This window comes from Rubripirellula lacrimiformis (assembly GCF_007741535.1).
Classification (GTDB): Bacteria; Planctomycetota; Planctomycetia; order Pirellulales; family Pirellulaceae; genus Rubripirellula; species Rubripirellula lacrimiformis.
This window is the reverse complement of sequence record NZ_CP036525.1, coordinates 5727489-5740763: the sequence shown is the minus strand read 5'-3', so window position 1 is coordinate 5740763 and position 13275 is coordinate 5727489. Positions and strand designations below refer to the sequence as shown.

Below are 13275 nucleotides of genomic sequence, written 5' to 3'. Positions count from 1 at the left end.
CCGCTGGTTGGGGGCTGTGCCGCGGGTGGTTTTACTGCTGGAATTCAAAGACTTTTAAAGCGGACAGATCCCGGATGACCAGCCGGTTTCCATCGATCGCCAAGTGGGCCCATGAATCCTCGGCGACCTTGTACTGATCGATCCGCTTGAATTCCTGGTCGTCCGCGGCGACCAGCAACAGTTCGCCGGATTCATCCAAGGCTAGAAATCGATCCTTCGATCCAATCATGCTCCAATACTTGCCGAACGGCTCGCTCGTCCAACGGATGGCCCCATCGTCAATCGACAGAGCCACCAGACGTTGATTTTTGGCGTGCAGATAAATGGTCTTTCCGATCACGATCGGGGAAGACATGTAGGCCTGAGTCTTCTGAGACCAAAGCTCGTCGATCGTCCATTGCCCGGTGTCATCGCGATCAATTTCAAACATTTGGGCGCGGCCGCTGTGCGCCGATGTGAATACGCGGTCGCCGATCACGACAGGCGTCAAAATGTTCATCCCTCGGAAGCTTTCGATCGGTTCTTTCCACAGCGGGTCGCCTGATTCCATATCGACTCCACACAAATCGTCTCGTGTCTGGACGACCAATTGCCGAACGGATGCGATCGTCGCGATCGTGGGACTCGAAAACGCGCCTTGGTTTTCGACGCCGTCGTCGAACAGCGATTTCCATTGGATGGTGCCGTCGGCCAATGACAACTTGCACAGCGGGCCGCCGGTTTGGATGTAAACCGAATCGCCGTCAATCAGTGGTGAACTGACTGCGCCAAACATCGGCAGCGGGGTGCCAATCGTCGCCGGAAAATCGACACGCCACTGTTCGTCGCCGGTGCTCGGATCCAGCGACACCAATACGTCTCGCATGCCCAAAACCAGCAAGTTGTTTTTGCTGCAAACCGGCGTCGAACGGATCCAGTCGCCGTTGGAGGCCGCGAACATGGGAATCTTGACGGCGCCCGCCCACTGGACCGTCCAAATCAGATCGCCGCTTTCCACGTCATAGGCGGTTACCCGTTCGGTCGACTTGTCGATCGTTTCGGTGGTGAATACCCGGCCGTCACGAACGACAGGGCCGCTGTAGCTAGGGGAAAGCGATTTTTGCCACAGCAGTTTCAAGTTGCCCTTCAACTTCGTCGGAAGCTGCGTTTCCGAAACGATCCCATCCCGATTGGGGCCTCGCCACTGATTCCAGTCCTGTGCAACCGCAGCTAGCGGAGATCCGGCGCTGGCGATCGCTACGATCGTGAACACCGCTGCATACAGGACGGAGAAATGAGTGTGTCTGGATCGGTGACCGACGGTGGCGTTTGGAAGTCGTTTCATGGATTCAGGATGACAAGAGAAGAGAGGATGAGAAGTTCAGATCAGCAGGGTTTCCGCAGGCACGGTAGTACCCCGGAAAGCCGGGGATCCGTTGGCTGCCCGATCCCCCCACAACGGATTGGAACAGCAGCGGACGAAGGGTGGGGGCGGAATCAACAAAATTGCGGGTCGCAAACCATGATCGCCCGCGGCTCGACTAGGCATTCCCGCCCGGGCGATGTAACCTTGCCAGGTGGGCGGTGTTCGCTCGCAACCTAACTTTCCCCCTTTTTTCGTATCATCAACTTCCATGCCAACTTACGACTACGAATGTGAAGCCTGTGGCCACGCTTTGGAAGTTTTTCAGGGCATCAATGACCCGATGTTGAAAAAGTGTCCCGAGTGCAAAAAACTGAAGCTGAAACGCCAGTTTGGAACCGGGGCGGCCATCGTCTTTAAGGGCAGTGGGTTCTATCAGACCGATTATCGCAGCGAAGGATACAAAAAAGCCGCCGCTGCCGATTCGAAAAGCGAAAAAAGTTCGTCGAGCGGATCGAAAGAAAAGTCGTCGGATGCCAAGCCTGCAAAAGCCAAGAAGAAGACGGGCGGCGATTCGTAGATCGTTTTTCGGAAACTCTGTCGCCGTCGAAGCCGCGTTTTTGCTGGAAGGTTCTCCCGATGCCCGCTGTACGTTCACCCCATCTGTTGGACGCCGCCCGGTCTGGGCTTCTGGTGATCGATATCCAGGAAAAACTGGTGCCGGCGATCCCGTCGGCGGACAACGTGATTCGCACGACGGAGCGTTTGGTTCAGGCCGCTGAGATTCTGGACATCCCTGCCGCCGCGACGGTTCAGTATCCCAAGGGGCTGGGCGGTTTGGTTCAATCGCTGGCAGATCAATTGCCAGCTCCCGAAGAGAAACTGGATTTCTCGGCTGCCGTTTGTCGTGATGCTCTGGATCGGTGGTGTTCCCAAGGCCGCGACCAGATCGTCATCGCAGGAATCGAAACACACATCTGTGTCCTGCAGACCGCGTTGGACCTGTTGGCCGAGGGATTGCGAGTCTTTGTGGTTGCCGAAGCGGTCGCTGCGCGGGGGGGACGCGACCACGATGCCGCGATCGATTGGATGGCCGGCGCCGGTGTGACGATCACCACTTTCGAATCGGCTGTGTTTCAGTGGTGCCGAACCGCTAGCCACCCACAATTCAAATCGATCAGCCGGCTGGTCAAATCTTAAAGCCGCGTTTTGGCTTTGTTCCCAATGCGGTTCCCGCCCCTTCGCTCGGTTCCGATTCGTGAGTCGGCTACTGTGATGGGTTGCCTGTTTTATCTATCCTTTGGAACCTGACACGCCTGGTCACCATCAGAGGGTTCCGGACCCTTTGCTAGCGACATTGGATCGGGCTGCGAAGATTCCCCCTTTGGGCGGGACTCGCTGGTTCATATGGGATGGAAACATTGAACGAATGCAAAGTAATGGCAAGTCTTCCGCTAGTGACTCGGGCGGTGATTGCCTGGTTGGTGGTCGCGGCGGCATCGATCACATCGACGCGTTCGATCGCGGAGTCACCGACCGACTCTGATCGCGAATCTGTCCAGCTGAAACGGTTGCGCGAAGACGTTGCGTATTTGGCCAGCGAAGAATTGCGAGGCCGAAGCGTCGCGGACGACACCATTCTATTGGCCGCGGATTACATCGCCGATCGGATGAACAATGTTGGCCTGGACACCACATCCTTTGGTGGCAGTCCGTTTCAGCAGGTTGCCATCTCTTTGGGGCCCCAGGCGGGACCGGCTGCGAATAATCGAGTCGTCATTCGAATCGAACCGCAGGCGCCGGATGCCCAAGGATCCGCCGGTGAATCGGATTCACCCAACGAAGCGGATCATCGCGGGACCGCGATCGTCGCCGATTTGGGCGATGGCATGAATCCAATGGCAATTGGATCGACTCGCGGCCAGCTGACTGGGCCGGTCGTGTTTGCTGGCTATGGAATCACGGCTCCTAAACTGGGCTACGACGACTACTCCGGCATCGATGTTGCCGGATCGATCGTGGTGATCATGCGGAAAGAGCCGCAAGCCAACGATCCCGACAGTCGTTTTGACGGGACCAAGAATACGCGGCACGCTTTCTTTTCAACCAAGATTCAGAACGCGATACGGCACGGTGCTAGCGCGATCATCTTTGTGAATGACCGCGATAGCATTTCCGAAAAGGTGGATGACCAAAAACGTCGCATCGCCGCGGAGCTAGAACGCCGCGAAACGATTCAAAAGCAAATCGCTGGTCTACCGGCCGAAGCCACCAATAGTCGCGAAACACTGGCGAAACGCATCGCAGGCATCGATTCGATGGTGGAATCGATGACCGCGGACCTGCAACGAATTCAGCGAGGGGTATTGGGGATTTCGGACGCCGGTGATCGTCCACCTTCCGCACCTGGGGAGCCGGTCGTGTCGATTCCTGTGGTTTCGATCGCACGAGACCTGGTCGACCAGATGACCCGACAAACCACGGGAAAGACCGTTGGTGAACTGGAGGCATCGATCCATCAGTCGCTGCGTCCGGCTAGCGAGGTATTGTCGGGGGTATCGATCACGATGGCTGTCGATATGAAGGAAGGGAACCGCGAATCCCCCAATGTTGTGGGGGTTCTGGAAGGTCGTGGCCCGATGGCAAGCGAAACGGTCGTCGTCGGTGCGCACTATGACCACGTTGGCATGGGCGGCGTCGGTTCGTTGGCCCCGGGAACGATCGCCGTTCACAACGGTGCAGACGACAATGCGTCGGGAACCGCGGCGATGTTGGCGACGGCCGCGGCAATGGTGCAGCGTCTGGCCGATGTCCCGGATCACCGCCGGATCGTCTTTATCGCCTTCACCGGCGAAGAACGCGGGCTGTTGGGCAGCAAATACTACGTCCGCCACCCACGATTTTCGATCGACGCGACGGTCGCGATGATCAACTTGGACATGGTCGGCAGAGTCCGAGACAACGAATTGACGGTCTATGGAACCGGTTCCGCCGATTCGATCGAATCCATCGTTGACGCGGCAAATGCCGAAACCCAGTTCGATTTGTTTAAAGTGCCCACCGGGTATGGGCCGAGTGACCACCAGTCGTTTTACGAGGTGGGGGTGCCCGTATTGTTCTTCTTTACGGGTCTGCACAATGATTATCACCGGCCTTCTGACGATTTCGGCAAAATCGATTTTGGTGGCCTGACCCGAATAACCGATATCACCTGTAACTCAACGTTCGAACTGGCCACGCGTCGTGAACGTCCAAGGTATGCGGTAACGGATCGCCAAGTCCAAATTCGTCGTCAAATGACGGCTTTTCTGGGCGTGACTCTTTCCGACCGCGGCGATCAAGTCGCCATTACAGGACTGACACCCGGTGGACCGGCCGAGCAGAGTGGGATTCGTGTTGGCGATCGTTTGAATACGATCGCTGGCAAACCGATTCGTCGTTCGTCGGATGTGCTCGAACGACTTCGCAACCAATCACCGGGTGACGAAGTCAAAATCGAGGTGTTTCGCGAGGGGAAATCGGTTTTGTTGGTCCCACGCTTGGTCGCAAGACCTGACCGTTGAGTTGAAAAAAATAAAGTTGGAAAAAATGCGAGGGGCCCTAGGTTCCGAGGATTTCAATCTTTACGGCTACAAGATCTGGTGACACAATCGCGGGCGATCGGTATCTGAACTACATCAGGTACGGTTTCGACGCAGGCAGCTCGGCGCGGGTGACGGACACCATCGCGTGCAATCGAGCAAAATAGAGGGCGTCGGATTGAGTACGCACCACACACGCAAGGAGAGCGGACGTGCGATTTATTGGGAAAGCAGCCATTGCGATGGCTATCGGAACCCTGGCTGCCATGGCCCCTAACCTGGCAACTGCCCAGGATGCTGGCCACCGTTTGGCAGTTGTGGACGTCGCGTTCATCTTCAAAAACCATCCGGGGATTAAGTCCCAGGTTGCCGCGGTCGAAAACGACCTGAAGAGTTACAGCGGCGAGATGCAAAAGAAGCAAGAAGAGCTGAAAGCGGCTGTCGAGCAAATCAAGGCCTTCAAGCCTGGTTCGGCAGAGTACTCGGCTCAAGAAGAGCGAGTTGCGTCGCTGGAATCCAAACTGCGTTTGGACATGGCTCGCAAAAAGAAAGAACTGGCTGACGCCGAAGCTCGAATCTACTTCGATAACTACCAACGGATCGCCGACGGCGTGAAGTTCTTGGCACAACACTACAAGATCAACTTGGTGTTGCGCTACAACAGTGAAGACATGGACCTCGAAGAAGGCCAGTCGGTCATCCGTGGCGTCATGAAGAACGTTGTCTACCACGACACCGAACTGGACATGACCAAGGGCGTGATGCAGTACTTGGATAAGTTCAGCGTTGCCGAAGGTGCCAACAACGCCGCGACTCGCTAAAGAAGACCACCGAGCAAGATGCTCGGTTTTGGACCACCATGGCCGTCCGCAATCCTGCGGACGGTCCCGGTCCCCAGTACCTATATCGGCTATCAACGAGACGTCTGGATCGTTCGTAGCCGCAAACTGTGACAACGTTTGAAGACCGCGTCAAAACAATAACGCTTGCCATGGATGGCAGGTCTACCTGGGCAGGGAGGCAGTCGCGTGCATCGTTCACGCAATGAACACACGACCGCCGTCACGTGCGAAATTCACGGACGCGGTTATTGGAGCGGGAAAGAGGTGACCGTCAGGGTTCACCCGGCACCGTTGGGCACCGGCATCTGCTTGGTGCGCTGCGACCTGCCAAATCGCCCCCAGTGTGTCGCTACAGTCGATCATCGTGAAGACGCCAATCTGCGAACCAACCTGGTTCACGGAGCAGCGCAGTTTCAGATGGTCGAACATCTAATGGCAGCCCTTGCGGCTCTAGAAATCGATAACTGCATTGCCGAAATCAATGCCGAGGAACTGCCCGCGCTCGACGGCAGCAGCTTGGCGTTTGTCGAAGCGCTATCGCATGCCGGGTTAGTGATCCAAGCAAAAGCCAAGCCTCAACTTATCATTCGCGACCGATACCGTGTCGGGTCCAGCGACGGATGGGTCGAAGCGATGCCATCGAAAGACGGCGAGTGCTATTACGAGTACCAGCTTAGCTTTGATGACGAGACTCCGATCGCACCGCAAGCCTTCGGCATGGAATTGACTCCCGATCGTTTCATTCGTGAAATCGCTCCGGCGCGAACGTTTGTCACGTCCCAGCAGGCGGAAAAGATCCGTGCGACCGGAATGGCTTCGCACGTGACCAACCAAGATTTGGTGGTGATTGGCCCAAGTGGCCCCATCGACAACGTGTTCCGATATTCGAACGAATGTGCGCGTCACAAAACGCTGGATCTGATCGGTGACTTGGCGCTTTCGGGCATCGAGTTGATCGGTCGCTTTACATCGTTTCGTGGTGGACACAACCTGAATGGACGGATGGCCAAACAGTTGGCCGAATTGGCGACCGAGCAGATGGCATTGCCGTCCGCAACGTCGCACGAGACAAGCAGCCATCGATCGCATCATGGCATGCTTCATTCAATCGAAAACGAGACTCCAATCCCAACGGATCGGCGAAATGCAGCCTGACCACTGCATCACCCCAACCGATCGCTACCGACAAGCCCGACACCCGCGTCGCCTGCAGGAAAATCAATGAGCAGTACCATCGCTCAAACCGCCGTCGTTGATCCCCGTGCCAAATTGGGACGCAATGTTCGTATCGGTCACTTCTGCGTTATCGGTCCCGATGTCACGATCGGTGACGACACGACCATCGATTCGCATTGCGTGATTTCGGGCAATACTTCGATCGGCGAAGAGAATCATTTTTTCTCGGGCTGTGTCATCGGTACCCATCCGCAAGACACCGGTTATCGCGAAACACCCACCTGCGTTCAGATTGGACACGGGAACACTTTTCGTGAACATTGCACGGTCAATCGCGCCACCGAAAAAGAAGACGGCATCACGCGAGTCGGCGACAACAATTACCTGATGACCGGCGTCCACGTTGCACACGATTGCAAACTGGGTGACCGGATTGTGATCGCCAACAATGGAATGTTGGGCGGCCATGTTCACGTGTTCAACGACGTGACGATCGCAGGCGGTGTTGGCGTGAATCACTTTGCGTCGATCGGCCAAATGAGCTTCGTTAGTGCGATGAGCCGAGTGCTGCATGATGTGCCGCCCTACATGATCGTTGACGGCCAACCGGCCAAACCACGGGCGGTCAATAGCGTTGGTCTGAAGCGTCACGACTTTCCCGATGATGATATCCAAGTGCTTACCAAGGCCTATCGCTTGATCTACCGATCGCGTGTTGGCATTGAAGAGGCACGCCGCGAACTGCTAGAAACCGGGCCGATTCGGCCGGTGTTGAAGCACTTGTTCGATTTTCTTGACTATGCCGGAGCCGGCAAGCACGGCCGTGGCCGACAACAACGAAAGAAAGCAGCGTGATCAAACAACGCATCGCCGTTATCGGCGCCGGTCACCTTGGCCGTATCCATGCCAAGCTGTTGGGGCAGGTCGACGGAGTCGAACTTGTTGGCGTCAGTGACCCGTTCGAAGCCGCTCGCCAAAACGCGGCCAAATTGTTCTCGGTCGAAACATCCGCGGACTACCGGGATCTGATCCCCAAAATTGATGCTGCGGTGATCGCCGCACCGACGGACGCACACGCCCAGATCGCGACCGATTTGATCGCGGCAGGCAAGCATGTGCTGGTCGAAAAACCGCTGACCATCCAATCGGCCGACGCGGACCGTTTGGTTCAAATGGCCGCGAAGAAACGAGTCACGCTTCAGGTTGGGCACGTTGAACGTTTCAATCCAGCATTCACGGCGCTGGGCGATCTGGCGGTAGACGTAAAGTATGTCGAAGCCGTCCGCGCGTCTAGTTTTCCAGGGCGTTGTCTGGATGTGGGCGTCGTCATGGATCTGATGATCCACGATCTGGACCTGGTGCTTTCGATGACCGATGCTCCGCTGAAATCTGTCAGTGCTTCCGGCATGGCCGTGATCAGCGATCACGATGACCTGGTGGAATGCCGCTTAGAATTTGAGTGTGGCCTGGTCGCGAATTTGAAAGCGTCACGAGTCAGCCCGGCACCAGCACGTAGCATGCAAGTGTTTGGTGCAAACGGGTTTGCCGAAATTGATTTCGGTGCGCCATCATTGTCCGTTGTTCGTCCCTGCGAATCGGTCGTCAATCGATCCTTTGATTTGGCGATGGAAACCGATAACCCGTTGGACTACTCGGGAACTCTATTCAGCGGAAAGCTTCAGTGCGAAACGCTGGAATTGGAACCACGAAACGCAATCTTGGATGAACTGCATGACTTTGTCATCAGCATCCAAACCGGCATCTCGCCAACGGTGGACGGTGTTGCTGGTTCGCGTGCCGTGAACGTTGCCAATCGGATTCTTGAATCCGTTCAACAACGCCAGTGGTACGCCGGCGCTGGTCGCAACGAGACTGGGCCGCACGCGATTCCTCGCGAACGAATCGAAGCTGTCAGTCGACGGATTCATCAGGATCGACGCGCGGCTTAACGCCATCGCGAACTATCGATATTCAAGTCACCCGTCGCACGTTTGTCGTCGACGGGTTTTTCGTGCGCGGGCCGTTCCGTTTACGGGCTAACGCAATTCCGGCACTGGTGGGATCTTGCGCAGGGGCCAAGGTCTTCACGCATCGCGAACCCGCGGCGGTTGCTGATTCGCGACTGGATTACGGCAGGCTATTTTCCGCCGTGGTGGCCCCACCAAACTCTGGCTTCGTCGACCGTCCACGGATGTTTGACGCGAAGCTGGTCGATGGCCCGTCCGACGTCGACGATCGAATCGTAGCGGTCCTCTGGTCGCTTCGCCATGCACTTGATGATCAGGTCGTTGACTTCGGTAGGGATGCCCTCGCCACGGTGGATGGCGATCCCGATCGGGTGCTCGGACAGGATCAACGCGAATAGTGATTCCGGTTCGGATTCGATGAACGGCGGTCGGCCGGACAGCAGGTAATACGCGATACAGCCCACGGAATAGATGTCGCTGCGCGGGTCCATCACGCCTGGCTGACGAAATCGTTCCGGTGCCATGTACATCGGCGTTCCGGCCCAGATGGTTTCACGCGTCTGGTAGACGCTGGTGTCGGGTTCCAACGGCTTGGCGAGGCCAAAGTCGAAGATGACCGCCCAATCACCGACCGAAGGGTCCAGGGAAAGCATGACGTTTTGAGGTTTGATGTCCCGGTGCAAAAGGTTCATCGAATGCGCCTCGGCCAGCGCGTCGCATACTTGGCGAAGGATCGATAGAGTTCGTCCAACGGGTTGGTGGCCACTGCGGGCGACGACTTCTTGCAAGGTCAGACCACGCAGGAATTCCATCACACAGTAGGCTTCACCCTGATCGCTGCGACCGTAGTCGTAGATTTGGACACTGTGGGGATTGCTTAGACTGGCCGCCAATCTGGCTTCGCGGTCAAAACGCAGTTGATCTTCGGGGCTGTGGCGATCGCCTCGCAGCACCTTCAATGCGGCGTCGCGACCGAGTTGGCGATGGTTGGCTCGAAACACGACGCCCATCCCGCCGCTGCCAAGTTGTTCCTGGATGTCGTAGCGCGACAGAGGGTGGACCGCGGCGTGTTCGGCGGTCGAAGTTCGAGCGATTTTTGTCGCGGCTAGAAACGCGGTGAGCGACAGCAGGCTGCCCAGCAGCAAAAAATTGAATCGCACCACACGGGCGGGGGCGAAGGCACGGTCGGTGGTGGTTTCGATGATCACACCCATTTGCCGGTTCGGCAGCCATTGCCACGCACCAACGACCGATTCGCCACAGTAATTCATGTAGGGATCGGTGCGAACATCGGGCTGGGACGCGATCGCGCCGGCCACCGCGACGGTGACGGGGCGAACTTGTCGCTGCAGGTCGGCGGCGTTTTCGCCGGTGATCAAGAACCCCGGATCCGATACGCGAAGGTTGGCCGCGATTTGATCCGGGGCCAAATCAAATCGGCCTTGGGTCGCTTTGGAAATCGCTCGCGGGCTTTCGGTGATCATGGTGCCCTCGCGATTGATCGCGTAGGCGTCCAGTTCCCCCGCAACGGCGATGCTGGTGAAGATCCGATTGAATTCTTCGAAGATGCCGATCCCCCGAACCAGCATCGAAGCGATGATCCGGCCCGAATCGTCATGGATCGGCACGATGACCGCCATGATGGGCTTTTCGGTACCGGGTTCATCGGTCAGTCGTGTAGGGCCATAGGTTACCGTTTCGCCCGCCATCACTCGGGCAAGATAGGCGGCGTCCGCAGGGCGAACCGGTTTGCCGATATCGCGGCGGTCTTGGATTGAACTGGCTAGCGTCCGAAAGGAGTCGTTCCAAACGACGAACTTGATGTCTTCGACACCGGACAATTCGCGAAGTTGGGTTCGGATCTGGTCAATCTGTTTGGCGTTTTTCAATTTGTCCAACGGTGGATTCGATTCCGCCAATTGATTCAGTTCGACAATCGCACTTCGCAGGCTCGGTTCCCGCGACCAGGATTCGACCAGCGTTTCTTTTTCGCCCAGGAACTGGTCTGCCGAAAGCGTCATGCTGTCGACGACCCCTTTCAGTTCGGTGGCAATCGATCGGATGATCATCGATTCGACCTGGCGGTAGGTCCACCAACCGATCAACGCGGTGGGAAGCAAAGCGGCTAGCCACAGCCAACCGGAATTGCGTCGACGACTATTGCGAGTTCGTTTGGCCCAGATTTGGTTGTTGCTGGACGACTGCTTGGCAGCATTGGTTTGTTTGACTCGCGGCGATGCGTGCGTGCGATGGGCGCCGTGCTTGGTGATGGCGGCCGATCCACCACCGACGCGTTGATCGGCGTCGGTTTGCGTCCGGTTCTGGGAATCGCCACGGCGAGTGGTATCGCCTTTCGGTGGCGATTCGGTTCCGGGGTGTGTTCCAATCGAAGAGCCACTGCCGGGCGGCGAGTCGTGTTCGTCCAGGTCGGGTTGCATGGGAGGAACAGAAACGGCAATCGCGGACTCGCCTTCGATCCGCGCGCATTCCGAATCATGTTCGTCCAGCAACGACATGATCTCGTCGTACAGTTCTTGGTCGTCACCGGCTTGGGCCCGCAGAAAATCGGCCTGAGCATCCGGTGGCATCTCTTCGATCGCAAAGAACAACTCGCGAATCCGAGCGTACCGGGACGCATCCATCCGTTACGCGTCCCCAGTCGATTCGTTGCTGGTCAGTTCGTTGCTAGTTTGGGTGTCGTCGGCAATGTCACCGCTGCGCAGTTCCCGCCGCATCCAGGCTCGCGACATGGCCCATTCCTTTTCAACCGTTCGCAGTCCCAGATTCATTTCGGTTGAAATTTCTCGCATCGTCATGCCGCCAAAGAATCGCAGCTCGACAATCTTCGCTTGGCGTGGATTCAGATCCGCCAACGTCTTCAGCAGTTCGTCCAACGCGACCACGTCGTCGTCGTCATTCAGCTTGAAGGTGACTTCGTCGGTCAATTGACGACGTTCCCAACCACCACCCCGTTTCAGCGACCGAACTTTTCGGGCGTGATCGACCAGGATACGACGCATGACCGTCGCGCCGATCGCAAAGAAGTGCGTCTTGCCTTGCCAATTGATACGAGATTGGTCCACCATCCGCACATAGGCTTGGTGCACCAAGGACGATGATGACAACCGGTGACGCAAGGGTTCGTTCTGGAGAAACCGACCGGCCAGCCGACAAAGGTCTTCGTACATCAGCGAAAACAGTTGGTCGGTACCACCTGATTCGCCTTTCGTACTTTTGGTCAGAAGATCCGTGATCGAAGTCATGGTCGTTATTGCAGATTCAATTTTTGATGAGACTCGCGGCCGTTCTCGTTTCGCCCCGAGATATTCGCGATCCGGTATAGCCCCCCGTTCATTGTAGCAGACGCAAGACAGCCATCGATCGTTCCGCAGGAAGTCGGGAACCCGAAACTTTTTGCGAGATATCGCATCCCCATTCGAAAACCGTTGTTGCTGGGCTAGTGCACGGATGCTGCGGCGGCCGACGCCACCGTGCTGGCATGGATATCCACGATGTCGTCGATATCCGCCGCGTACCCGCCCGCCATCGCAATGGCCAGCGGAATCGATCGTTCGGTGGCCCACTGAATCAACATTTCGTCGCGATCCCGCAAACCCGATTTGGTCAACGCCAGTCGGCCAAGCCGGTCATCGACGTAGGGATCGGCGCCTGCCAAATAGATCGCCAGATCAAATGGGCCAGCCGATTCAACGATCCGCAAGGCAGATTGCAGTTGATTCAGGTACGGGGCGTCGTCGGTCCCATCGGGAAGCGAAACGTCCAGGTCGCTGGCGGTCTTCCGAAGCGGAAAGTTCTTGACGCCGTGCATCGAAAACGTGAACGCAGTGGGATCGTTCGACAGGATCTCTGCCGTTCCATTGCCCTGATGGACGTCCAGGTCGATCACGCACGCACGGCGGATGACTTGTTGTTGCTGAAGTGTCCGAATCGCGACAGCAGCATCGTTGAAGACGCAATAGCCTTCGCCCGCGGCGTGCATCGCGTGGTGCGTGCCACCGGCTAGGTTGACGGAGATGCCGTCTTGGATCGCTGCGCGTGACGCCGCGATGGTCGCGCCGGTGCTGCGTCTGGATCGTTGCACCATCTTGGGCGACCAGGGGAATCCGATGCGACGAATTTCTGCTGCGGTTAACGTGCCATCGACGACGGATCCGACGTAACGCTGGTCGTGACAGAGTCGCAGTTGGTCATCAGTGGCTTCCGGCGGAACGACCAGCACATCGTTGCGGTGGCGATCGTTCTGCACCACTCGCTGCCTTAACCGCCGGTACTTGTCCATCGGAAACCGATGGGTGGACGGCAACGGCAATTCAAAATGGTCGGTGTAGTAAATCCGCACGTAGGTT

General features: G+C 57.1%; 11 protein-coding genes. 7 read left to right on the top strand and 4 right to left on the bottom strand.

From position 1 onward, the window contains the following. Positions 1 to 31 precede the first annotated feature (31 nt). Complete coding sequence (locus tag K227x_RS20080; RefSeq protein WP_145172313.1) at positions 32 to 1324, bottom strand: PQQ-binding-like beta-propeller repeat protein; 1293 nt, start codon at positions 1322 to 1324, stop codon at positions 32 to 34. A 289-nt stretch (positions 1325 to 1613) separates the two neighbouring features. On the opposite strand from K227x_RS20080, the gene K227x_RS20075 reads away from it, so the two are divergent. The 7 genes from K227x_RS20075 to K227x_RS20045 all read left to right on the top strand — a co-directional run bounded on the left by K227x_RS20075 (position 1614) and on the right by K227x_RS20045 (position 8890). Then, positions 1614 to 1922 (top strand): FmdB family zinc ribbon protein, encoded by a 309-nt coding sequence (locus tag K227x_RS20075; protein ID WP_145172311.1) that lies wholly within the window; start codon positions 1614 to 1616, stop codon positions 1920 to 1922. A 59-nt stretch (positions 1923 to 1981) separates the two neighbouring features. After that, positions 1982 to 2542, top strand: a complete 561-nt coding sequence (locus K227x_RS20070; protein ID WP_218933398.1) for an isochorismatase family protein — start codon at positions 1982 to 1984, stop codon at positions 2540 to 2542. 239 nt (positions 2543 to 2781) lie between these two features. After that, entirely contained in the window at positions 2782 to 4905 is a 2124-nt protein-coding gene (locus K227x_RS20065; protein WP_218933397.1) for a M28 family peptidase, read from the top strand. 260 nt (positions 4906 to 5165) lie between these two features. Next, positions 5166 to 5744 (top strand): OmpH family outer membrane protein, encoded by a 579-nt coding sequence (locus K227x_RS20060; protein ID WP_145172307.1) that lies wholly within the window; start codon positions 5166 to 5168, stop codon positions 5742 to 5744. Positions 5745 to 5951: 207 nt separating this feature from the next. Next, entirely contained in the window at positions 5952 to 6920 is a 969-nt protein-coding gene (lpxC, locus tag K227x_RS20055) for a UDP-3-O-acyl-N-acetylglucosamine deacetylase (RefSeq protein ID WP_145172305.1), read from the top strand. A 66-nt stretch (positions 6921 to 6986) separates the two neighbouring features. After that, positions 6987 to 7796, top strand: a complete 810-nt coding sequence (gene lpxA, locus K227x_RS20050) for an acyl-ACP--UDP-N-acetylglucosamine O-acyltransferase (protein ID WP_145172303.1) — start codon at positions 6987 to 6989, stop codon at positions 7794 to 7796. Beyond that, positions 7793 to 8890: a Gfo/Idh/MocA family oxidoreductase gene (locus tag K227x_RS20045; protein ID WP_145172301.1), complete on the top strand. Its 1098-nt coding sequence runs from the start codon at positions 7793 to 7795 to the stop codon at positions 8888 to 8890. Before lpxA ends, K227x_RS20045 begins: the two co-directional genes overlap by 4 nt. 188 nt (positions 8891 to 9078) lie before the next feature. On the opposite strand, the gene K227x_RS20040 is transcribed toward K227x_RS20045, so the two are convergent. The 3 genes from K227x_RS20040 to K227x_RS20030 form a co-directional block, all read right to left on the bottom strand. Beyond that, the gene (locus K227x_RS20040) at positions 9079 to 11550 is read right to left on the bottom strand and encodes a serine/threonine protein kinase (protein ID WP_145172299.1); all 2472 of its coding nucleotides are present in this window, start codon (positions 11548 to 11550) and stop codon (positions 9079 to 9081) included. A gap of 3 nt (positions 11551 to 11553) precedes the next feature. Next, the gene (locus K227x_RS20035) at positions 11554 to 12171 is read right to left on the bottom strand and encodes an ECF-type sigma factor (protein WP_145172297.1); all 618 of its coding nucleotides are present in this window, start codon (positions 12169 to 12171) and stop codon (positions 11554 to 11556) included. Positions 12172 to 12365: 194 nt separating this feature from the next. After that, positions 12366 to 13268 (bottom strand): histone deacetylase family protein, encoded by a 903-nt coding sequence (locus K227x_RS20030; protein ID WP_145172295.1) that lies wholly within the window; start codon positions 13266 to 13268, stop codon positions 12366 to 12368. Positions 13269 to 13275 lie beyond the last annotated feature (7 nt).

Excerpts from the sequence above, each read along its gene's own strand:
- K227x_RS20080 (WP_145172313.1), bottom strand. The coding sequence starts at position 1,324 with ATGAAACGACTTCCAAACGCCACCGTCGGTCACCGATCCAGACACACT.
- K227x_RS20075 (WP_145172311.1), top strand. The coding sequence starts at position 1,614 with ATGCCAACTTACGACTACGAATGTGAAGCCTGTGGCCACGCTTTGGAA.
- K227x_RS20070 (WP_218933398.1), top strand. The coding sequence starts at position 1,982 with ATGCCCGCTGTACGTTCACCCCATCTGTTGGACGCCGCCCGGTCTGGG.
- K227x_RS20065 (WP_218933397.1), top strand. The coding sequence starts at position 2,782 with ATGGCAAGTCTTCCGCTAGTGACTCGGGCGGTGATTGCCTGGTTGGTG.
- K227x_RS20060 (WP_145172307.1), top strand. The coding sequence starts at position 5,166 with ATGGCTATCGGAACCCTGGCTGCCATGGCCCCTAACCTGGCAACTGCC.
- lpxA (WP_145172303.1), top strand. The coding sequence starts at position 6,987 with ATGAGCAGTACCATCGCTCAAACCGCCGTCGTTGATCCCCGTGCCAAA.
- K227x_RS20040 (WP_145172299.1), bottom strand. The coding sequence starts at position 11,550 with ATGGATGCGTCCCGGTACGCTCGGATTCGCGAGTTGTTCTTTGCGATC.
- K227x_RS20035 (WP_145172297.1), bottom strand. The coding sequence starts at position 12,171 with ATGACTTCGATCACGGATCTTCTGACCAAAAGTACGAAAGGCGAATCA.